Below are 22,960 nucleotides of genomic sequence, written 5' to 3'. Positions count from 1 at the left end.
TAGTCTTATGTTTTAAAGTTCTTCTAAAAATTTTAAAGTATCTACCCCATCGGCATAATCCCATAATTTTGGTTGCTGGGTTTGGCCAAAATCAACTTCAGCTTCACGGCCTACAACGCACTGTAGATTTTCTTTATTTTGTTGAAGTTTTTCCTGTAAGTTTTTTTCATCTTCATATTCTTCATAAAATAAAGTGGCGATAGGGGAACCGAAACTTTCGTCTTTTTTCAGGATAAGAAAACCGTTTTCCAGTAATTTGAATTCACTCATTAAATATACGGCTTTGTTATAATCGTAATTGTTGGCGTATTTAGCTGAATTCAATAAAGTATTCCAGGGATAAATAGCTTTGAAAAAATTATCGAAATCATATTCTTTTGGGACATAAAGCTTGGATACATTCCGGCAACCTAAACCAAAATACCTGAAAATATCTTCGCCCAAAGCTTCCAGTTCTTCTTTACTTTCTTTACCGGTGAGAATAGCTACCGAATTTCTGTTTTTTCTAATAATACTAGGTTTTCCTTTAAAGTAATATTCAAAATAACGTGCGGTATTGTTGCTTCCGGTAGCGATCACCGCATCAAAATCGCTTAGTCTATCCTCTGTAAATTTTATTCGATTTTCAAATTCAGGAGCGATCTCCATTAAAAAACCGGCAATTACCGGTAACAATTGTTTATCGTTAGAAGATTGTTTTACCAGTACTTTATGCCCAGATATTAAAACCGAAAGAAAGTCATGAAACCCAACCAATGGGATATTCCCGGCCATGACAATGGCTACTGTTTTTTGCTCATCCTGGTTAAATTCATAAGGTTTAAGCCAGGTATCCAAATTGCTTGTAGTTAGCGTTTTGCTCCATTGCTGAAGGGAAAAAATTACATTTTCCCGGGTAAACCAACCGTTATAATGAATAGACTGCTCTATTTTATCATTCAATTCATTAAAAAATCTTTCGTTACGAGGTGTGATTTTTACTGAATTATTAGTCTTATCCCCAAAAAGACTCAGGAATTTTCCCAGTTCAACAAAATATGATTTTCTTTCTTCGATTGTCATTTCCTTATTTGGTTATGATAGCCAATGGCTTTAAATTTGTATGCGAAATTAAAACTTAAGCAGGCAAACTCCTAAAATTACAGGGGAAATACCACATAAGTTTTGAGTTAATTAATTTACAAAGAAAGAAAGCTATGGCAATTGTTATAACAGATGAATGTATAAACTGCGGAGCCTGCGAGCCCGAGTGCCCAAATACAGCTATTTATGAAGGTGCAGACGATTGGCGTTATGCCGATGGTACAGATCTGGAAGGAAATGTAGTGCTACCAAATGGAAAAGAAGCTGATGCAAATGAGGCACAGGAACCTATTAGTGATGAGATCTATTATATTGTACCCGATAAATGTACGGAGTGTAAAGGATTTCACGAAGAACCACAATGTGCGGCGGTTTGTCCCGTAGATTGCTGCGTGCCAGATGATGAGCACGTTGAAACAGAGGAAGAACTACTTGGGAAGCAAAAATTTATGCACGGAGACGAGTAGTATTAACTACCGAAAATTTATACGTAAAAGATCTTGTTTCTATAGAAGCAGGATCTTTTTTAGTTTATACTCTAAATGAAATTATAGAGTTTCATTCTTTTTTTAAGAAACTGCAAACTTGATCTCATTGCGATAAACCGAGGGAGATTTTCCCGTAAACTTTTTAAACTGCTTATTAAAATGGCTAAAATTATTGTAGCCACTCTCAAAACACACATCGGTAATGCTTATTTGTTTTTGGTGAAGTAATTTAGCAGCGTGAATCAGTCGGTATTCATTTACAAACTGGACGAAAGTTTTTCCTGTTGTTTTTTTAAAATACCGGCAAAATGCAGGAACCGTTAAACTTATCAGGTTGGCAATTTCTTCTAATGTTATATTTCTTTTAAACTCGTTTTTCACAAAATTAAAGATCACATTTATCCTGTTGTTGTCTTCTAACTCTGTATCAAGTACAAATCCTTCAGCATTTAATAGGGTGAAATCTTTTGCATTCTCAAGCATATTAAGCACATCCAGTAGGCCTAAAAGGCGTTTGTAATTAGTAAGAGAACTTAAAGCTTCAATTTTTTCACCAATTAGTATTTTATCTTCTCCCTGGAAGACGATTCCTTTCTTAGCCCGCTCCAGTAAAACTTTTAAAAGAAAATGAACTTCCAAAGCTTGGATCAACTTTTTCAAAAGAAGGTTTGCTGGTTTTTATCATATCATCAATAAATTAACTTTTATATAATGTGAGCTTAATGTTCTGCTTTAAAGCAAAATTAACCCTAAAATATGCTATTTGTACAATAAACAACTATTAAATAATTACAAAGGTTAATAATGAACATTTTCTTGTTTATTCACTACTATTCTAAAGGGAAATCCTGGCTTATCTTTGTAAATGAAAATAAGGAGTATTAACAGTTAAAAAACAGGATTATGAAAAACTATTGAAAAATTCGTTATTGCTAGTAGCTTTAATTACAGGAATAAACATTTATGCGGCTAATCGTGTGGAGGTTAGTGTAAAAGAAGAGCAAACTCTTATTATAGAGTTAGATGAGGTAAGTACTATAAGTTTAAAAGATATTTCTGGCTTTATCTTATTTAAAGATAGCCCGGCGTTAGATGGCAATTACAGTAAACAAATTGATTTTAGTCGAATTCCTGCCGGAACTTATTTCTTAAATACTGAAGATCTTAATGGCATTTATACTACGGTAATTAAAAAATCTTCTAGCGGGATTAAAATTGAAGCTAAAACAGCAGCCGTAGTGTTTAAGCCCATCTATAGGGTTAACGCTAAAGAAGTGAGATTTTTCCTGACTAATCCTTCAAAAACCTATGCCAGCCTTAGAGTATACGATGCTAATGGTGAGTTAGTTGGAGAGATGAGAGAGAAAACTTACACTATGAATAAAACACTTGACTTTTCGAAAATGCCAAAAGGTGAATATACTTTTAAAGTAAGTGTTTCTGGCGAGGTTTTTACTGAAAAACTAGCTATCTAATTAAACTAATTGTATTAAATAAAAGCAGGGGTTTAAGCCATAAATTCCTGCTTTTTTTATGGCTAATTTAAATGTTTTCGGAGCTGCCCAAGTTCATGAGGTATTGGAAGTATTTTTTAATGAAATAAAATTATTTTATGTTTTATTATAAAACCGAAGTGCTAACTGAAGGCTTCGGTTTTTTTGTACCCGGCTGTTAAATTATTTAAAAGATTTTAAGTATTTTCAGCCTGAAATGGAGTTTTGTATCCTTAGTGAAATCCGTAATTAGCCTACAATGATAAGCCCTGCCCAATTAAAGGAAATATTTCAGTCTTTTCCAGACAACTGCGTGTTATTAAAACCAGATTTACCAAGATTCAATATAATTGAGGTTAATCGTTCTTTTGAAGAAATTACCGGAATCAAAAAGGAAAAACTTTTAGGGGGTGATCTAATAGAATTTTTTACCGGTGAGAGCGTGGATCAGGAATTTGTAGATATACTTTCTTCTTCTTTGCAAAATGCATTAGAATCTGGAAAACCAGATCATATATCATCGTTTAGATACGATCTCACCGACTCTGAGACAGGAACTTTACAACGTAAATTCTGGGAGGCAGATAATATTCCTATTACAAACGATAAAGGGGAAACCGACTTTATATTACACCGTCTTCGTGATATTACACATACAGTTATAGCTAAAGAAAAAGAACAAACTTCCTTAAAAACCCTTAGGGAAAATGAAAACCTATTAAAGGAGACTCAAGAGGTAGCGCAAATAGGAAGCTGGGAATTGGATGTGGAAGAAGGTAAGCTACATTGGTGTAATATGCTAAAAAAAATTCACGAAGTTCCACAGGACTATATCCCTAACCTGGAAACCGCCATAGATTTTTATAAAAAAGATAGAGATAAAACTATAATAAGTAATGCAGTTTCAAACGCTATTGAAACCGGAGAAGGATTTGACCTTGAACTGGAAATAGTTACCGCTAAAAATAATGATAGGTGGATAAGAGCTACCGGGAAAACAGAATTTAAGAACGGAAAATGTCTTCGTATATACGGTGCTACCCAGGATATTACTTCTCGAAAATTTGTTGAAACCAGACTGAAGCATATAAACGATAACGTTCCCGGAGTTGTATTTAGATATAAACTTAAACCTAACGGGGAGGATGAATTAATGTATGTGAGTGAAGGAGCGAAAGAGGTTTGGGGTATTTCTGCCGATGAGGCTACTCGTGATAATAAAAGAATATGGGATTTATACAGTAAAGAGGATTTCGAATACGTTAACGAGACTATAATGGAATCTGCTAAAAATATGCAGGTATGGTCCAAAGAATGGCGAATAAACCACCCAGATAAAGGAATTAGGTGGAATAGAGGAATTGGAGCGCCTCAAAAACTTTCTGACGGTAGCATAGTTTGGGATTCTATAGTGCTTGATGTAACCGAAGAAAAAGTAGCTTACGAATTATTAGAGATCAATGAATCCAGGCAGAGTAGTTTGCTGGATTCGCAGACTAATTATGTGATTAGAACAGATATTCACGGAAATTATACTTATTTTAATAATAAATTTAAGGAAGATTTTGGTTGGATACATGAAAAATCTGGAGTAATAGGAGACAGCTGCATGGTAGCTGTAATTGAGGAAGATAGACCTAAAGTAGAAGCCACAGCCCTAAAGTGCCTGGAAAACCCTAATGAAACCTTTCAGATAGAAATAGGAAAGCCAAGGCGTGATGGGAAGGTACGCACTACAGTTTGGGATTTTGTTGCTCTTACTGATGCTGAAGGGAATCCCACAGAAATTCAATGTATAGGAATAGATATTTCAAAGAAAAAAGAGGCCGAAATTGCTTTGAATAAAGCAAAGGAACAATACGAAGGATTGATACAAAGTATCGAAGGTGTTTTTTGGGAACTAGATATTGGAACATTTGAATTCACTTTTGTGAGCAGGCAGGCTATAGACCTTATAGGAATTGAGCCTTCTAAATGGTACCACGATCCCAAATTCTGGGAATCTCACATTCATCCTGAAGACCGGGAAGACGCAGTTAATTTCTGTATGAATCAGGTGGAGGAAGAAAAAAACCACAGTTTTGAATATAGGATGCTAAGAGGAGATGGCAGTTATGTTTGGGTGAGCGATGTGGTTTCAATAGTTAAAGAAGACGGAAAGGTAAAGTGGCTTAGAGGTATAATGACTGATATTTCTAAGCGGAAACTCGCAGAAGAACAGCTTCAGCTTAGTGAACAGCGTTTTAAAGGCCTGGTGCAGGAGGGTGGAGATCTCATCGCTTTATTAGATGAAAATGGGGATTATAAGTATGCCAGCCCTACTTCCATTTCTGTATTGGGGTACACACCTGAGGATTTCAGTAATCGAAATGCTTTTGAGTTTATTCACCCGGAAGACGTGGAAAGAGTTCAGGAGAAATTTGAAAAGATTTTATCGAAAAAAAGATTAGAAATAAGTCCGTTTAGATTTAGTCATAAAAATGGTGGTTGGCGTTGGTTGGAAACCACGGTAACCAACCTTATGGACGATCCAGCTGTAAAAGGTTTTGTTGCAAATTCCAGGGATGTTACCGAAAAATTGCGTTTTCAGGAACTGGAATACCTGGAGCGCAAAATCCTGGAAATGAACTTTAAAAAAGGTTTAAGATTAAAGCAGATTTTAAATTTTTATCTCGAAAAATTAGAGGCTATAAATCCTAATGCCTTTTTCATCATACGGAAATTGGAAAATGGCAAACTACACAATTGGGCTTCGGGAGGTGCTCCTGCAAATTTAGTCGAGGTTCTGGAAGGGCGAAAAATTAAAGAGGAAAATGGAATTTGTGAGTTGAATTTTAAAGGAAAAACATCAAAAATTTTAAAAATTGAAGATGCCATGGATTCCCCGTTGAAGACCATAGCTTTAGAAAATAAAATTGATTGCTGTTGGTCTTTTCCTATTATAGATTCAAAAGGAGAGACGCTGGGAATATTTTCTGTTTTCTATAAAAATGATCCCTTACCAGAGAAAAGCCAGGAAAAAAGAACTATTAGGAGAACAATTGGACTGTTGCAATTAATAATAGAATTTCATCTGAATGAGATCGCTTTAAAACGAAGTAACCAGCGTTTCGAATTTGTAAATAATGCCACCGAAGATGCTATTTATGATTGGGATGTTATAAACGATGAATTACAATGGGGAGATGGTTTTTATAAAATGTTTGGCTATGAGCGTGACGGCAAACATTCTAACTTAGATAAATGGAGTTCCGGTGTGCATCCCGATGATGTTGCTGTAGTAGAACGAGACCTGGAAGCCAGTCTAAAAAATACTAATATAAATAGATGGAATTCTGAATATTGTTTTAGAAAAGCTGACGGTAGTTATCTTGACATTATTGAAAACGGATATATTATTAGGAATGAAGAGGGCGAAGCGGTAAGGATGATAGGAGTTTTGCGGGATATTACCAATATAAAAGCCTACGAAAAAGAACTTGAAAGCGCGAATGAAAGATACCGGTATGTAACCAAAGCCACTTCAGATGCTATTTGGGATTATAATATGGTTGACGGTAACTTATTTTGGGGCGCCGGTTTTGAGACTTTGTTTGGATATAGATTAAATGAGTTTAAGCCACAGCTATCTACTTGGTATAATAAAATTCATCCCGAAGACCTGGAAAGGGTTTTGGATGGTTTCCAAAAGTTCATTCAAGGAGAAGAGACTATTTGGGAAGAAGAATATAGATATAGAAATGCCCATGGAGAATATTTAGATGTTTTTGACAGAGGTTTTGTGGTGCGGGATAAAAAGGGAAAAGCCCTAAGGATAGTAGGTGCAATGCAAGATATTACCCGTAAAAAGCAATACGAGATCTCTCTAACAAAACTGAATGCTGATTTAAAGGAAAGGGCCAAGGAACTTGCAATTTCTAATGCTGAATTAGAGCAATTTGCCTACGTGGCTTCTCACGATCTCCAGGAACCGCTTCGTATGGTAACCAGTTTTTTAACCCAATTAGAGAAAAAATATGCTGATGTATTAGATGAAAAAGCTTTGCTATATATAGATTTTGCGGTAGATGGAGCAAAAAGAATGCGGCAAATTATCCTGGATCTTTTAGAGTTTTCGAGGGTAGGGAGAACCGAAGATAAACTGGAGACAGTTGATATAAATGATGTCCTGGATGATGTAAAACACCTTTATCGAAAAAAGATTTCAGATAAAAAAGTAAGAATTATAACCGAAACCCTACCGGTAATAGAAGCACCTAAAAGCCCGATAAGACAGGTTTTTCAGAATTTAATTAGTAATGCGATAAAATATAGTAAAGAAGGGGTAAATCCGGAAATAAACATAAAACACAACGAAACTGAAGATTTCTGGGAGTTTACTATTCAAGACAATGGGATTGGAATAGAGCAGGAATATTTTGATCGTATTTTTGTAATATTTCAGCGTTTGCATCGCCGTGAAGAATATTCTGGTACCGGTATGGGGCTTGCAGTGACGAAAAAGATCATAGAAAATCTTGGCGGTAAAATATGGCTGGAATCCCGGGAAGGCGAAGGGACTACATTTCATTTTACGATTTCTAAAAATATTGCTAAATTGTAATATAATTCTTACATTTTAACTTGTATTTTTAGTTAAAGTAATTTTAAATAATCTGTATTAATATGCTTATATTATACTAAATATTTTTTATGACTATGGAATCTGTGCACATACTTTTAGTTGAAGATAATGAAGGAGATGTTATATTAACAACCGAAGCTCTTGAAGAAGGTAGAATTCTCAACAAGTTAAGTGTGGTTAGAGATGGCAGGGAAGCCGTAGATTTCTTGAATAAAGATGGAGCTTTTGTAAAAGCACTTACTCCAGATCTAATTCTATTAGACGTGAACCTTCCAAAAATGAATGGCCACGAAGTGCTAAGATTTATAAAGCAACACGAGACTTTAAAAAAGATACCGGTAATAATGCTTACCACTTCATCATCCCAGGAAGACATTGATAATTCTTACCAGAATTATGCTAACTGTTATATTACAAAACCTATAGAAGTTGGCGATTTTATGAAAGCCGTTAATCAAATTGAAGAGTTTTGGGTGAATTTGGTGAAACTTCCTTCTAAATAGTTATTTTTCCTTAAAATTATAGTTAACATTAAATTTTAAATCTTTGTTAATTAAAATAGTCCAGCTTTGTTTTAACTTTTTGGGCTATGCCTTATATTAGCGCCACAACTCCATGAACTACTTATGAGCCAGGAAACGAAGTATACTGAAGATAATATACGGTCTTTAGACTGGAAAGAACATATTAGGATGCGTCCCGGAATGTACATTGGTAAGCTGGGAGACGGCTCCAGTGCAGATGATGGGATTTATATTCTCTTAAAAGAAGTGCTGGATAACAGTGTTGACGAATTTGTAATGGGATCTGGAAAAACCATTGAGATCTCGGTGCAAAATCAGCGTGTTATTGTTCGTGACTATGGTCGTGGAATTCCTTTAGGGAAAGTAGTTGATGTAGTTTCAAAAATGAATACGGGCGGGAAATACGATACCCGCGCCTTTAAGAAGTCGGTAGGACTTAATGGAGTTGGTACTAAAGCAGTAAATGCACTTTCCTCATATTTTAGAGTAGAATCTTCCAGGGATGGGAAATCTCACGCTGCCGAATTTGAGCAGGGAGAATTAAAAGATGAAGAACATCTTGATGAAACTTCCCGCCGTCGCGGAACCAAAGTAACCTTTGTTCCCGATGAGGTTATTTTTAAGAATTTTAAGTTCCGAAATGAATACATAGAAAAAATGCTGAAAAATTATGTGTACCTGAATCCCGGGTTAACCATAATTTTTAACGGCGAAAAATTCTATTCAGAAAACGGACTTAAAGATCTTTTAAAAGATAGTATTCACGAAGATGAGCGTTTGTATGAAATTATTCATATGCGCGGTGAGGATATTGAAGTTGCATTAACACATAGTAAAGCCCAATATAGTGAAGAATATCATTCTTTTGTGAATGGGCAAAATACTTCCCAGGGAGGAACACACCTGGCGGCTTTTAGAGAGGCAATAGTTAAAACGGTACGCGAGTTCTACGGAAAAAATTACGATGCCAGCGATATTAGAAAATCTATAGTATCGGCAATTAGTATTAAAGTGATGGAACCTGTTTTTGAAAGCCAGACCAAAACAAAATTAGGTTCTACAGATATGGGTGGGAAAATGCCTACCGTACGGACATACATTAACGATTTTCTAAAAACACAGCTGGATAATTACCTGCATAAAAATCAGGAAACTGCCGATAGGCTTCAGCGTAAAATACTGCAAGCAGAAAGAGAACGTAAAGATCTTTCGGGAATTAGAAAACTTGCAAAAGATCGGGCTAAAAAAGCCAGTCTTCACAATAAAAAATTACGTGATTGCCGTATTCATCTCGGTGACAGTAAAAAAGAACGCTATTTAGAAACTACTTTGTTTATTACCGAGGGAGATTCGGCGAGTGGTTCTATTACTAAATCTCGCGATGTAAATACGCAAGCGGTTTTCAGCTTAAAGGGAAAACCTTTAAACAGTTATGGCTTAAGTAAAAAGATAGTTTACGAAAATGAAGAATTCAATTTATTACAGGCCGCATTAAATATTGAAGAATCTTTAGAAGATCTTAGGTACAACAATATAGTAATTGCAACTGATGCCGATGTAGATGGAATGCATATTAGGTTGTTGCTTATTACATTTTTCCTTCAGTTTTTTCCTGAACTGATCAAGGAAAATCATTTATATATTCTGCAAACGCCTTTATTCAGGGTTCGTAATAAAAAAGAAACCATTTATTGCTACAGCGAAACCGAAAGAAGAAATGCGGTAGAAAAATTAACCGGAAAAGCTGAAATCACTCGATTTAAAGGTTTAGGTGAAATCTCTCCAGATGAATTTCAGCATTTTATTGGAGAAGATATTCGATTAGATCCCGTGATGCTGGACAAAGAAAAGTCTATAGACGAAATGCTTAATTTCTATATGGGTAAAAATACGCCAGACAGGCAGGAATTTATTATTGACAATCTTAAAGTTGAACTTGACCTTATTGAAGAGTTAGGCTTATGAGATTCACCAATAGAAATGAAGTAAAAATAGTTCCTTCAATGTACATCGTTTTGGTGGCGATATTTGTTACCAACATTTTTGTGAATATTGAGCTCATGAGCAGCGAAGAACCGGTAAGGTTTAGCCATTATGTGCCAAATATTGTGGTGCTTATACTTGGTTTTTATGTACACAAAATAGGTCAGAGTTTTGACTTTGATAGTGATGGTGAAACCCTGAATCTAAAGAATAACGGGGTTTTCTTTTCAAAATTTATGGAATACCGGGTAAAGAAAGCCGAATTCCCAAAAAGAAAACTTGGGAAATTTAGATTCAGCGATTACTTTTTTTATTCCGCAGTAACAATTTACATAAGTTCTCGCAGAAGACGCGGGTACAAAAAATATACTTTTAATACTACTTTTCTCAGCCGTAAAAAGAAGCGTGGCATGATAGCTTCTATGCAGAAAATAGTGGAAAATCAAAAAACTACAGCTTAATGGAAGAAAACCAGGAAGAAGCTAAAGATGAACATTTAGAACAACCAAAAGAAGAGCTTATAAAAGTAACCGGGATGTACAAAGACTGGTTTCTTGATTATGCATCTTATGTGATTCTGGAACGTGCGGTACCTGCCATGGAAGATGGTTTTAAACCGGTGCAGCGCCGTATCATGCATTCTATGAAAGATCTGGACGATGGTCGTTATAATAAAGTAGCGAATATCGTTGGGCATACCATGCAGTATCACCCGCACGGTGATGCCAGTATTGGCGATGCCATGGTGCAAATTGGCCAAAAGGATATTCTTATAGATACCCAGGGAAACTGGGGAAATATTTTAACCGGAGACCGTTCTGCCGCACCAAGATATATTGAAGCCCGTTTATCTAAATTTGCACTGGAAGTTTTATTTAATCCGAAATTAACTGAATGGCAACTTTCTTACGATGGTAGAAAGAAGGAGCCCGTAAACCTGCCGGTAAAATTCCCAATGTTGCTTGCTCAGGGAGCTGAGGGTATTGCTGTAGGTTTGAGTACTCGCGTGCTTCCGCATAATTTTAATGAACTTATAGATGCTTCTATAAAACATTTAAAAGGAAAAAAATTCACCTTATTCCCCGATTTTCCAACCGGTGGAATTGCTGATATTTCAAATTACAACGATGGTAAGCGTGGAGGCCGTGTTAGAGTTCGGGCTAAAATTAGCCAGTATGATAAAAATACCCTGGCAATTACCGAAATTCCCTATGGAACCACTACCACAAGCCTTATAGATTCCATTTTAAAAGCAAACGATAAGGGTAAGATTAAGATCAAGAAGATTGAGGATAATACAGCTGCTGAAGTTGAGATACTTATTCATCTACCAAATAATATCTCGCCAGATAGGACTATAGATGCACTTTATGCATTCACTTATTGCGAAAATTCTATCGCACCGCTTGGCTGTGTAATTATAGATAATAAACCTATTTTCCTTGGAGTTTCAGAAATATTGAGAAGCTCTACAGATCATACGCTTCATTTGCTGAAAAGGGAATTAGAGATCACGCTTGACGAATTGGAAGAGCAATGGCATTTTTCATCTTTAGAGCGAATTTTTATTGAAAAACGAATCTATCGTGAGATAGAAGAGGAGGAAACCTGGGATGGCGTGATCAATGCCATAGATGAAGGTTTAAAACCACATATAAAACACCTAAAGCGCGCAGTAACCCGCGAAGATATTTCCAGGCTTACCGAAATTAGGATCAAGAGAATTTCGAAATTCGATTTAGATAAAGCACAACAAAAAATTGAGTCTTTAGAAGATGAGATCGCCAATGTGAAACATCATTTAGATCATTTGGTAGATTACGCCGTTGCCTATTTCACTAAACTTAAGAAAGATTACGGAAAAGAAAAGGATCGAAAAACCGAGCTTCGTATTTTTGATGATATAGAAGCAACCAAGGTGGTGATTAGAAACTCAAAACTTTATGTAAACCGTAAAGAAGGTTTTATTGGTACCGCGCTTAAGAAAGACGAATATGTAACCGATTGTAGTGATATAGACGATATTATTTGTTTTACTGCAGATGGTAAAATGATGGTCACCAAGGTAGATACTAAAACCTTTATTGGGAAAGATATTATTCACGTTGCCATCTTTAAGAAAAAGGATAAGCGTACCATTTATAATATGATCTACCGAGACGGTAAAGCTGGTGCCTCATATATAAAACGTTTCTCGGTAACTTCGGTTACTCGGGATAGGGAATACGATTTATCCCAGGGGAAAAAAGATTCAAAAGTGCATTACTTTACAGCAAACCCGAATGGTGAAGCTGAAGTAGTGACTATATTTTTAAGACAAGTTGGTAGCATTAAAAAATTAAAATTTGATGTAGACTTTGCCGATATGCTTATTAAGGGCAGAAACGTAAAAGGAAATATTGTTACCAAATATGCTGTAAAACGCGTTGAACTTAAAGAAGAAGGCGTTTCTACTTTAAAGCCAAGAAGAATCTGGTTTGATGAAACGGTAAAAAGATTGAATGTTGATGAACGTGGAGAACTCCTTGGAGAATTTAGGGGAGAAGATCGAATTTTGATCGTTACTCAGGACGGAACTGCAAAAACCATAATTCCTGAACTTACTACCCGTTTTGATGAAGAAATGGTAGTACTGGAAAAATGGGTGCCGAAAAAGCCAATTTCAGCAATTTACTGGGAACCGGAAAAAGAGCGTTTTTATGTAAAACGTTTTTTAATTGAAAATCCAGATAAAGAAGAAAAGTTTATCAGCGAACATGAAAACTCCTATTTAGAACTGGTTTCTACCGATTATTACCCGCAAGCAGAAATCGTATTCTCAAAACAACGTGGCAAAGAACAGCGTCCTAACGAAGAAGTGAATATTGAAGAATTTATTTCGGTAAAGGGCATTAAGGCTCTTGGAAACCAATTAACTACAGATAAGGTGAAACAGATAAATCCGTTAGAACCTTTACCATACGAAGAGGAAGAAGAAACACCAGCAGAAGATATTGAAGTGATAGACGATGAAGCGGTTTCAGAAGAAAAGAACAAGTTAAATATCGTGGGTAAAAAAGAAGATAAAGGGGACTCTTCTGAAAGCCAGGGAACATTATTTGATGAGTAAATGGGGATTATAAAAGAATTTAAAGAGTTTGCCATAAAGGGAAATATGGTAGATATGGCGGTAGGTATTATAATAGGTACCGCTTTTAACTCTGTTGTCAATACCCTGGTTAAAGAAGTGGTGATGCCACCTTTAAGCCTTATGACCAACGGTATTGAATTTGCCGATAAAAAATGGGTGTTACGCGATGGGGTTGCGGAAGCAGAAGGTGTTATTGCTATTGAGAAAGTAGCCATTGGCTACGGTGCTTTAATAGAAGCTTTCCTGGATTTTATTATTATTGGTTTTACTATTTTTCTGGTGATAAAAGTTATGAACCGATTTAGAACTAAAGCCGAAAACCCTGATGACAAGCGGGAAGTGACCCCAAAAGATATTGAGCTTCTGTCGAAAATGAACCATCTTATGGAAGAGCAAAACCGGTTGCTTAAAAAGAATTTTTCGAATAAAGATTAATCTATTTCACGCGGTCTACCTGGCCGCGTTGTTTTTTATCCTGGCCTACAATCCCATATTCAAAGGTATAACCATCTTTATTGGTGGTTAAGATCTTCATATGAATGGGTTTTTCTTCAGCCATACTCTTTGGGTTTAGATTTTTAAGGATATACTCGCAGTCATTTATCCATCTAACCGATGAGGTGTCTGATTTCCCCTGGAATTTATCAATTTCTATAGAATCGTTCCTTATAAAGGTAGAAGTGGCTAATTCGCCGTTTAAATAGGTTTTATACTCAAATGTGCCTGTTTTAAAATCTGCACAGTTTCTTTCCGGTTCAAAGCAGCCTGTAAAAATAAAAACCAGGCTTAAAATTAGTAAAAGCTTCTTCATTATTGCAATTCCTTTTGAACTGCAAAATAAACCTATTTTCCTCGGACTGTCAATTTTCAAAGGCTTCAAAAGTGCCATCTTCATAAAAAATAACAATTTTTCTAATGGGTTTGCTTTTTCCTTGCGGCGGAAAAGAAAAAGGCATTTCACTTTTCTCCTGGATATTTTGTTCGCTTGGTGGTTGAGTTGTGCTAATTTTCTGTTTGGTTAAAGGTGGAGGTGTAGGTTTTTCTGAAGGAGGAAAACTTCCTTTTCCGTTTAACAGCCAGTATAATTCTACTTCCGGAAAAGACTTTACGATCTTCATTACAAAGTCTAAACTTGGCTTATTTCTGCCAGATAAAATATGCGAAATAGAAGAGCGGCCTACCTCAATTTTATCGGCAAAACCAGCGGCCGATAATTCATAGAATTCCAGTATTCTATGCAACCTTTTAGAAAAATCTTCCGTGTTTACCATTGTAAATTATATAAAGCCAAATTGCTATTTACAAATGTAATCAAACCCTGAGTAGCCACCAAATTACAATTGTAATTAATTAAATATACATAAAGTTAAACTTTAGTTGTTTAGTTTTAAATAACTAAAAATAAATAACTTAAATATTTAAAATAAGAGTCTAGGATTTATTCCAATTTGGAAGTTAATAGTAACTCAGCGGTGTTTACACTTGTAACTAACAAAAGTAAATTCTGCTGTTTACAATTGTGAAATTTGTATTGTTTACTTTTGTAAACATGGAAAAAACAGGATTTATTAAATCGCTTTTTGAAGATTATAATTCATTCAAAAACCAAAAAATTTCAGGGCGGTATATCCAGCAAAAAGACATTCAAGTTTTACTGGATAAATTAGGAGAGGAATTTTCGCTAAAAGAAATTGGAGCATCGGTTTTAGGAAAACCTATTCATAGTATTCAATTTGGGAATGGCTCACTTAAAATTCTTGCCTGGTCACAAATGCACGGAAATGAATCTACCACCACAAAGGCCATTTTTGATCTCTTTAATTATATAAGTCTACATAATGAAGAACCTTTATTAGAATCTATTTTAAGTAACTGCAGTCTTTGTGTTATCCCGATGTTGAATCCCGACGGAGCCGAGGCTTACACTCGCGTAAACGCTAATAAAATAGATTTAAACCGGGATGCACAGGATTTAAGTCAGCCGGAAAGCAGAATTCTTAGCCAGGTTTTCAAGAATTTCAATCCAGATTTCTGTCTTAATCTGCATGATCAACGCACTATATTTAGTGCTGGCAATAATCCTGAACCGGCGGTACTGTCGTTTTTAACGCCTTCCATGGATAAAGACCGGCAAATCTTCCCTTCCCGTATTCAAAGCATGCAGCTTATCGCTAAAATAGCCCAGGATCTTGCTGATTTGTTACCGGGAAGAATAGGAAGATATGATGATGGATTTAATATAAATTGTACCGGAGATACCTTTCAAAGTACACAAACACCTACCATTCTTTTTGAGGCAGGTCATTTTCCGGGTGATTATGAGCGGGAAGAAACCAGGAAATATGTGTTTTTAGCCCTTATTTCTGTTTTAAAATCGATTAGCGAAAAGAATTTTGAGCAAATAGATTATCAGAAATACCAGGAAATTCCTGAAAATGAAAAATTGTTTAACGATATTATTTTGAGGGACGCTAATTCTGAAAATGGAGTAGTGGATATTGCTATTCAATATAAAGAAATGATAAAAGATGGAAAATTGGCCTTTTTCCCGGAAATTGAAAAAATAGCACCTAAAATTAAGAAGTTCGCACATAAAGAAATATTTTGTGAGAATAAAAAAATTGAAATTAACGATGAAAATATGCTCACCGAAAACGTTATAGTTAATAAAATAGTCTTAAATGGTGTGGAATTACCTCTTAAATGTGAATAATTCTCAAAAACCTTAGTAATAATTCAAGGATTTTGTATTAATTTTGAATTTCATATAAATAAAGAAGTTTAAAAAATGGCCAAGTTTAAATTAGACGAAACAGATCACCAGATTCTCGATATGTTAATTGAGAATACAAGGACTCCATTTACCGATATCGCGAAAAAGCTATTAATATCAGCTGGAACCGTGCATGTGCGTGTAAAGAAAATGGAGGAAGCAGGAATCATTAAAGGTTCTTCACTAACCCTTGATTATAAAAAATTAGGTTATGCGTTTATCGCCTACGTAGGCGTATTCCTAAAGAATACCTCGCAAACAAAATTTGTATTAGAGCGTATTAACGAAATTCCGTTTGTAACTGTAGCCCACGTTACTACAGGTAAATTTAATGTATTCTGTAAGATTAGAGCGCGCAATACACAACACGCTAAAGAAGTAATCTTTCAGTTAGACGATATTGAAGGAGTTTACAGAACAGAAACCATGATTTCTTTAGAAGAGAGCTTAAACGATAAAAAACGCTTAATGCACTCTATCTTTCAGGACATGTAAGCAATCCTAAACTTATTATAAAAACCCTTTAGGCTTACGTGTTTAAAGGGTTTTTTTATAACTTTAAATTTAATCTTAATCAACTAAAATTTATTATGCACAGAGAACCAAAACTAGAACGTTTTAATGAGAGCGTACTTTCAAAATATCAGGTTTATAACAGTATATTTTTAACGCTGCCTTTTGACGATATTAGTAAAACAGGATCGCTGCTGCCTCTTTTTCAGGAAATTTGCGAAGCGGGCTTTAAGGATAACAAAAACCCTTCAGAAATTATTGAAAATTTCTTCAGTAAATATCAGGATGATCCTTCAGAAGAAGACCAGATCAGTTTACTTTTCAGATTCATTCAGTATATTGAAAGACAGGTAGTGCTTTTTGATGCTATTGAAGATGCGTCTTTTACTACAGTGAATAATATGGATGGTCGTGGTACACTTAGAAACGTTAAGGAAGAAGCCGAAGCTAAAGATAAAGTACCACAACTTCGTGAATATCTTAAACGTTTTAATGTAAGACCAACTTTAACTGCCCACCCTACACAATTCTACCCGGGTGCAGTTTTGGGAATTATAACCGATTTAGATAAGGCTGTTCAGAAAAATGATATCACCCTTATCAAAAAGCTTTTAGCGCAACTTGGAAAAACACCATTTTTCAAAAAAGAAAAACCTACTCCTTATGATGAGGCCGTAAGCCTTATCTGGTATTTTGAAAATGTATTTTATCAAAGTGTAAGTAAGATTTATAATTATATTCAGCAGAATATTTTTGATGGTGAAGACATAGGCAACCAGGTTATTAATTTAGGATTCTGGCCAGGGGGAGACCGTGATGGAAACCCGTTTGTGACTACAGAAATTACCTTGAAAGTAGCCCAAAGATTAAGAAGTACAATTTTACTGAATTATTACCGGGACCTTCGAGCACTTAAAAGAAGAGTGACCTTTAATGAAGTAGATGTGATTATTTCTGAAATGGAAACTCCGCTGTATCAAAGTGCAATTTCCAAGACTGGAAAGATTAAAATGTCACTTGAAGACTTTAAATCTAAACTCTACCAGATCAAAGATATAGTTGAAAAGAAACACCAGGGTTTATTTGTTGAAGAGATTAACGATTTGATCAATAAGGTAAATATTTTCGGCTATCATTTTGCCACGCTAGACATTCGTCAGGATTCCGGAAAACACGCTGAAGTTTTAGAGGAAGTAATTAGTAGTCACCCAGAAATATTTCCAAAAGACTATGCTTCACTTTCTAATGAAGAACAAATTGAAATCCTAACAAAAGCTGAAGGGAAGATAGATCCTGATAAGTATGAAGATGGAATAACAAAATCTACGCTTTCTTCTATTTATGCGATGCAGGAAATTCAGAAGAAAAATGGGGAGAATGGAGCCAATAGATATATAATTAGCCATAGTGAAGTGCCACAAAGTATTTTAGAGCCTTTTGCCTTCTTAAAACTATGTGGATGGAAGAAACCAACAGTAGATATTATCCCGCTCTTTGAAACCGTTCCCGATTTAAAAGCTTCTCCAAATGTCATGGAGACTTTATATAACAATCCTGTTTACCGTGAACATTTAAAAAGAAGAGGAGATAAGCAAACAATTATGCTCGGTTTTAGTGATGGTACTAAAGATGGTGGATATTTAATGGCCAACTGGAGTATCTATAAAGCCAAAGAAATGCTTACAGAGGTTTCCAGAAGACACGGAATTAAAGTCGTATTTTTTGATGGTAGAGGAGGACCACCGGCACGTGGTGGAGGTAAAACTCACCAGTTCTACGCATCTTTAGGATCCGGTATTGAAAATGAAGAAATTCAATTAACCGTACAGGGACAAACCATTAGTTCTAATTTTGGAACCCGGGATTCTTGTAGATATAACCTGGAGCAATTGTTAAGTTCAGGGGTTTCTAATGAAATTTTTAGTCAGGATAAAAACCAGTTAACCAATGAAGACCGGGAGACAATGACGAACCTGGCTGAAATAAGTTATAAAACATATACAGACTTTAAGCAGCACGAAAAGTTTATTCCATATTTGGAGAAAATGAGTACGCTTAAATACTACTCTAAAACCAATATTGGTAGTCGCCCTTCTAAAAGAAATAAATCGGCTAAACTTAATTTAGACGATCTTAGGGCAATTCCATTTGTTGGAAGCTGGAGCCAGTTAAAACAAAATGTTCCAGGATTTTTTGGAGTAGGAACAGCTTTGGAGAAGTACGAAGAAGCAGGCGAATTTGAAAAGGTAAAACATCTTTATAACAATTCGGTTTTCTTTAAAACTTTACTGGAGAATTCTATGATGAGCCTTACAAAATCTTTCTTTGCCCTTACCAATTATATGGAGAAGGATAAAGAATTTGGTGAATTTTGGAAGATCATTTATGCTGAATATAAGCGTACCCATGCCATGTTACTTAAAGTAACCGGTTATGCTGAGCTTATGGAAAACCAGCCTGCCGGAAAAGCTTCCATTCAGGCACGCGAGCGCATTGTCTTACCTTTGTTAACCATACAGCAGCATGCACTTAGAAAAGTGCAGGAATTGCAGGAGCAAGGTAAAAGTGCAGAGAAAATGCTGGAGGTTTACGAGAAGATGGTAACGCGTTCCCTTTACGGAAATATAAACGCAAGTAGAAATTCAGCTTAATATGATAGCAAACAGTTTAAATTCTGATGAGTACAATGCGTACTACGACAGGTATTTACAAAAAATCCCCGGCAATTTAGAGCTGGGGATTTTACTTCTGGAAAATAAGGAAGAATTTCTTCGTTTACTGGATAAGATAAAGCCTGAAGACCTAACTTATAGCTATGCAGAAGGTAAATGGACCGTAGCCGAAGTAATTCAGCATCTTATAGATGTGGAAAGAATTTTTCAATATAGATCACTTACCCTGGCAAGAGAGCCCGGAATTAAATTACCCGGTTTTGATCACGATGCCTATGTTCCTATGAGTTCATCCAAAAATAGAACTTTAAAATCTCTTAAAAAGGAATTTGGAGCAGTTAGAGATTCGGGAATATCTCTTTATCAGAGTTTTTCAGAAGAAATGTTGGTACGCAAAGGATTTGTAAGTGGCAGCTCTACAAGTTGCCGTGCCTTAGGTTTTATTTCCGCAGGGCATACCAAACATCATATTGAACTCTTTAAAGAGAATTATAATATTATATGAAGTTTTTTAAAACTGCATGGTCGCTTTTTAAACAGGCCTACTTAAGCTGGATCAAGAATGAACCATACGCACGAAGCGCTACTATTGCTTATTACGCGTTGTTCTCTTTACCATCTTTGCTGATAATAGTAGTAACCCTGGCAGGATATTTCTTTGAGCAGGAAGCGGTGCAGGGAAGATTAACTTCAGAAATTAGCGGTTTTGTAGGGGAGGAACCTGCAAATGCTATAGAAAATATGATTGCCAGCGCCGCCCTGGCCACAGAGTCTACCTGGGCCATTATATTTGGTATAGGAATGTTGCTTTTTGGTGCTACCGGAGTGTTTTTTCAGCTTAAAATGGCGATGAATAATATTTGGAATGTTGCCGCAAAGCGAACCGATTTCCTAAGAATGCTGCTAGATAGGTTGATCTCTTTTGGAATGGTAATGGTTATAGGGCTTTTGCTTTTGCTATCCCTGGTTATTTCTGCTCTAATTCGGGTTTTAAAAGATGAGATAGAACAATATGCTCCAAACATTACCGAATTTATGGTAGAGGTTGCCAATTTTAGTATTTCCTTTCTGGTGATCACAACTTTATTTGCAGCTATTTTTAAATTACTGCCCGATATTAAATTACGTTGGAAAATCACTTATTTGGGAGCTGCAGTTACCACCATCTTATTTTTGCTGGGAGAAGCCCTTATAAGTTTTTATTTTGGACAAAGTGAACCGGCTTCGGTTTATGGTGGTGCTTCTTCGGTAGTGCTTATTTTACTTTGGGTTTATTACACCTGCTTGATTTTATTTTTTGGAGCCGAGTTTACTGTGCAATATGCCCTGCTGAAAAATGAAAGGGTAGTGCCCAATAAATATGGTGAACCTGCAATTTACCAGGAACTGGAAAAACTGCAGGAAAAGCGTACACAACTGGAAGAAGAAAAAGAAATAATAGATACGCTTAAAAATAATATGGACTGGGAGAAAAATAGGGGTAAGAATCAGAAATCCAGGAAGAAGAAATAGCTTGATTTTATAAACTTTTAAGAGAATTAATAAAGTTTAACTTTAACCTACTTTTCTTTTATAATGTTCTTAGCACACTGTCCTCTACACGCATTTTATCTTTGTATAAACCAAAAAAGAAGATAGAATTATGGAAAAGAGAATCGCAATATTAGCCACTAACGGATTTGAAAAAAGTGAATTATTTTCTCCGAAAGAGGCTTTAGAAAATGAAGGCTTTAAAGTAGATGTTATAAGCCTGGAAAAAGGAAAAATCAAAGGCTGGGAAGGTACTAACTGGTCTGGAGAAATAGATGTAGATCGCACCATAAATGAGGTAAGCGCTAAAGAATATAATGCTTTGGTACTTCCCGGTGGAGTGATTAACCCAGATCAATTAAGAAGAAACGAAGATGTACTTGTATTTGTACGCGACTTCTTTAAGCAAAGTAAGCCTGTAGGCGCTATATGCCACGCAGCCTGGACGTTAATTAATGCAGAAGTTGTAGAAGGCAGAACAATGACTTCTTTTAACTCTATCAAAAAAGACCTGGAAAACGCAGGAGCCCTTTGGGTAGATAAAGAAGTAGTTGTAGATGAAGCCTTTGTGACTTCAAGAAATCCTGACGATCTTCCGGCATTTAATGCTAAAATGATCGAAGAGATTAAAGAAGGAAAACACGATCTGCAACACGCATAATCTTAAATTGAGATATTAGAATTAAAAAGCCTGTCTGGTAAATTTACCGGACAGGCTTTTTAATTTTTAAACTTTAGAATTTATGCTTTCTGAAGTTCGGCAGCTACTGTATCAACTTCATCCATCACTCTAAGTAAATTCTCACCCCAAAGTTTGGCTATTTCCTCTTCGGTATAACCTCTTTTTACTAATTCTTTGGTAATATTTAAAGTTTCTGAGGCATCTTCCCAGCCATCTATGCCGCCACCGCCATCAAAATCTGAGCTTATACCCACGTGCTCAATCCCTATTAAATCTACCATATAATCTATATGGTCTACAAAGTCTGAAACTCCTACAGGTTCGATTTCTTCTTTTAGTAACTCAATGTCTGGAGACGCTGCATTTCTCACTTTTTGATAATCTGCATAATAAGTATTTCTTTCAGTATTACTCATAGCTCTAACAGTATCTCGTGGAAGAATTTCAAAATTCATTTCGGCAGCTTTTTCTTCATAAACTTTTTCACTTGCTTCGGAGAATGCTTTATCCTTTTCAGTATTTACATATGCGCTAAAGGCAACCGTTTGTACAACCCCACCATGTTCTTTAAATAACATTAAAAGCTCATCATCTAAATTACGACTGTGATTACAAAGCTCGCGTGCAGAAGAGTGGGAAGCAATTAGCGGTGCTTTTGAAAGTTCGAACATCTGTTTGATAGCTTTTTTAGAAGGATGCGAAACATCTATCATCATTCCCAGGCGATTCATTTCTGCAATTACTTCTTTTCCTAAATTGCTAAGTCCGTTATGTAACCATTCGTCATTTTCTTCACCGGTGTTAGAATCACTTAATTGGCTGTGACCCTGGTGAGAAAGGGACATATACCTGGCGCCAAGATTATAGAATTTCTCTACATTTTCGACATCAAGTCCTATAGAATAGCCATTTTCAACCCCAATCATCGCAACTTTTTTACCTTCAGAAACTAATTTGCGTACTTCCTGAGAGTTGGTGGCTAATCCTATTTGTTCCGGGGCAAAGTCTTCTACCAGTTTATGGATTGCATCAAACTTACTCATCGCATTTTCGTAGGCATCTGTGAAGGCTTCGTCGGTAAGTTCATCCTGTCCGGTATACACAATAAACCAGGCAACATCAAGTCCGCCGGCTTCCATTTTAGGAAGGGTAACCTGGTTTCCCAGGTCCATGGTGTAATTCCTGTCTTCTGTGAAATTATTGATATTAATATCGGCGTGCGTATCTATGGTAATGATATTCTCGTGAATTTCTTTGGCTTTTTTCAACAGAGCTTCATCGCTATTTTGTTGAGCAAATGCCAGTGTTCCCGTAAATAATAGGATAAGGCTAAAAAGTTTTAATTTCATATATAGTGTATTTCAATTTTAGTGAAGCCCTGAAATTACTAATAAAAATTAAAGAATTAAATTGAATACACAGTTTTGGTGAATATTGATCCAAAAATCAAGTCAAAATTTATTTA

General features: G+C 35.8%; 19 protein-coding genes. 14 read left to right on the top strand and 5 right to left on the bottom strand.

The annotated features are described in order from the left end of the window. Positions 1-12: 12 nt before the first annotated feature. Entirely contained in the window at positions 13-1,062 is a 1,050-nt protein-coding gene (locus B5440_RS07030) for an acyl-CoA reductase (protein WP_070055479.1), read from the bottom strand. Positions 1,063-1,196: 134 nt separating this feature from the next. On the opposite strand from B5440_RS07030, the gene B5440_RS07025 reads away from it, so the two are divergent. Further along, the gene (locus tag B5440_RS07025) at positions 1,197-1,550 is read left to right on the top strand and encodes a 4Fe-4S dicluster domain-containing protein (RefSeq protein ID WP_070055480.1); all 354 of its coding nucleotides are present in this window, start codon (positions 1,197-1,199) and stop codon (positions 1,548-1,550) included. A gap of 102 nt (positions 1,551-1,652) precedes the next feature. Here the strand turns inward: B5440_RS07025 and B5440_RS07020 are convergent, their stop codons facing one another. Continuing rightward, positions 1,653-2,231: a helix-turn-helix domain-containing protein gene (locus B5440_RS07020; protein WP_079711098.1), complete on the bottom strand. Its 579-nt coding sequence runs from the start codon at positions 2,229-2,231 to the stop codon at positions 1,653-1,655. 269 nt (positions 2,232-2,500) lie between these two features. Between B5440_RS07020 and B5440_RS07015 the strand changes: the two genes are divergently transcribed. The 7 genes from B5440_RS07015 (at position 2,501) to mscL (ending at position 13,760) form a co-directional block, all read left to right on the top strand. Beyond that, on the top strand, positions 2,501-3,046 hold the full coding sequence (locus B5440_RS07015) for a T9SS type A sorting domain-containing protein (protein ID WP_070055481.1): 546 nt from the start codon (positions 2,501-2,503) through the stop codon (positions 3,044-3,046). 277 nt (positions 3,047-3,323) lie between these two features. Beyond that, complete coding sequence (locus B5440_RS07010; protein WP_070055482.1) at positions 3,324-7,667, top strand: PAS domain-containing protein; 4,344 nt, start codon at positions 3,324-3,326, stop codon at positions 7,665-7,667. Between the two features lie 95 nt (positions 7,668-7,762). Further along, positions 7,763-8,191 (top strand): response regulator, encoded by a 429-nt coding sequence (locus B5440_RS07005; protein ID WP_070055483.1) that lies wholly within the window; start codon positions 7,763-7,765, stop codon positions 8,189-8,191. A gap of 123 nt (positions 8,192-8,314) precedes the next feature. Beyond that, positions 8,315-10,177, top strand: a complete 1,863-nt coding sequence (locus B5440_RS07000) for a DNA topoisomerase IV subunit B (protein WP_070055484.1) — start codon at positions 8,315-8,317, stop codon at positions 10,175-10,177. Beyond that, positions 10,174-10,656, top strand: a complete 483-nt coding sequence (locus tag B5440_RS06995) for a hypothetical protein (RefSeq protein WP_057483048.1) — start codon at positions 10,174-10,176, stop codon at positions 10,654-10,656. Before B5440_RS07000 ends, B5440_RS06995 begins: the two co-directional genes overlap by 4 nt. Continuing rightward, positions 10,656-13,304, top strand: coding sequence for a DNA gyrase/topoisomerase IV subunit A (locus tag B5440_RS06990; protein ID WP_070055485.1), 2,649 nt, complete (start codon positions 10,656-10,658; stop codon positions 13,302-13,304). The genes B5440_RS06995 and B5440_RS06990 overlap by 1 nt, the downstream gene beginning before the upstream one ends. Next, complete coding sequence (mscL, locus tag B5440_RS06985; RefSeq protein WP_070055486.1) at positions 13,305-13,760, top strand: large-conductance mechanosensitive channel protein MscL; 456 nt, start codon at positions 13,305-13,307, stop codon at positions 13,758-13,760. It begins immediately after the preceding gene. A gap of 1 nt (position 13,761) precedes the next feature. Here the strand turns inward: mscL and B5440_RS06980 are convergent, their stop codons facing one another. After that, entirely contained in the window at positions 13,762-14,136 is a 375-nt protein-coding gene (locus B5440_RS06980; RefSeq protein WP_070055540.1) for a DNA topoisomerase IV, read from the bottom strand. A 49-nt stretch (positions 14,137-14,185) separates the two neighbouring features. Beyond that, positions 14,186-14,596, bottom strand: coding sequence for a helix-turn-helix domain-containing protein (locus B5440_RS06975; RefSeq protein WP_070055487.1), 411 nt, complete (start codon positions 14,594-14,596; stop codon positions 14,186-14,188). 278 nt (positions 14,597-14,874) lie between these two features. Here B5440_RS06975 and B5440_RS06970 point away from each other — a divergent pair, with 278 nt between their 5' ends. The 6 genes from B5440_RS06970 to B5440_RS06945 all read left to right on the top strand — a co-directional run bounded on the left by B5440_RS06970 (position 14,875) and on the right by B5440_RS06945 (position 21,474). Continuing rightward, a complete protein-coding gene (locus B5440_RS06970; protein ID WP_070055488.1) occupies positions 14,875-16,038 on the top strand; it encodes a M14 family metallopeptidase in 1,164 nt (387 codons plus the stop codon). A 75-nt stretch (positions 16,039-16,113) separates the two neighbouring features. After that, positions 16,114-16,593, top strand: coding sequence for an Lrp/AsnC family transcriptional regulator (locus tag B5440_RS06965; protein WP_037314044.1), 480 nt, complete (start codon positions 16,114-16,116; stop codon positions 16,591-16,593). 95 nt (positions 16,594-16,688) lie between these two features. Beyond that, the gene (locus B5440_RS06960) at positions 16,689-19,262 is read left to right on the top strand and encodes a phosphoenolpyruvate carboxylase (RefSeq protein ID WP_070055541.1); all 2,574 of its coding nucleotides are present in this window, start codon (positions 16,689-16,691) and stop codon (positions 19,260-19,262) included. A 1-nt stretch (position 19,263) separates the two neighbouring features. Continuing rightward, positions 19,264-19,788 (top strand): DinB family protein, encoded by a 525-nt coding sequence (locus tag B5440_RS06955; protein WP_070055489.1) that lies wholly within the window; start codon positions 19,264-19,266, stop codon positions 19,786-19,788. Further along, the gene (locus tag B5440_RS06950; RefSeq protein WP_070055490.1) at positions 19,785-20,795 is read left to right on the top strand and encodes a YihY/virulence factor BrkB family protein; all 1,011 of its coding nucleotides are present in this window, start codon (positions 19,785-19,787) and stop codon (positions 20,793-20,795) included. Before B5440_RS06955 ends, B5440_RS06950 begins: the two co-directional genes overlap by 4 nt. 130 nt (positions 20,796-20,925) lie before the next feature. Beyond that, positions 20,926-21,474, top strand: a complete 549-nt coding sequence (locus B5440_RS06945; protein WP_057483253.1) for a type 1 glutamine amidotransferase domain-containing protein — start codon at positions 20,926-20,928, stop codon at positions 21,472-21,474. Between the two features lie 80 nt (positions 21,475-21,554). On the opposite strand, the gene B5440_RS06940 is transcribed toward B5440_RS06945, so the two are convergent. Continuing rightward, complete coding sequence (locus tag B5440_RS06940) at positions 21,555-22,844, bottom strand: dipeptidase (protein WP_070055491.1); 1,290 nt, start codon at positions 22,842-22,844, stop codon at positions 21,555-21,557. Positions 22,845-22,960 lie beyond the last annotated feature (116 nt).

This window comes from Salegentibacter salarius (assembly GCF_900168265.1).
GTDB lineage: Bacteria > Bacteroidota > Bacteroidia > Flavobacteriales > Flavobacteriaceae > Salegentibacter > Salegentibacter salarius.
Note: the sequence above shows the minus strand (reverse complement) of the source record. Positions and strands in the feature narration are given on the sequence as shown.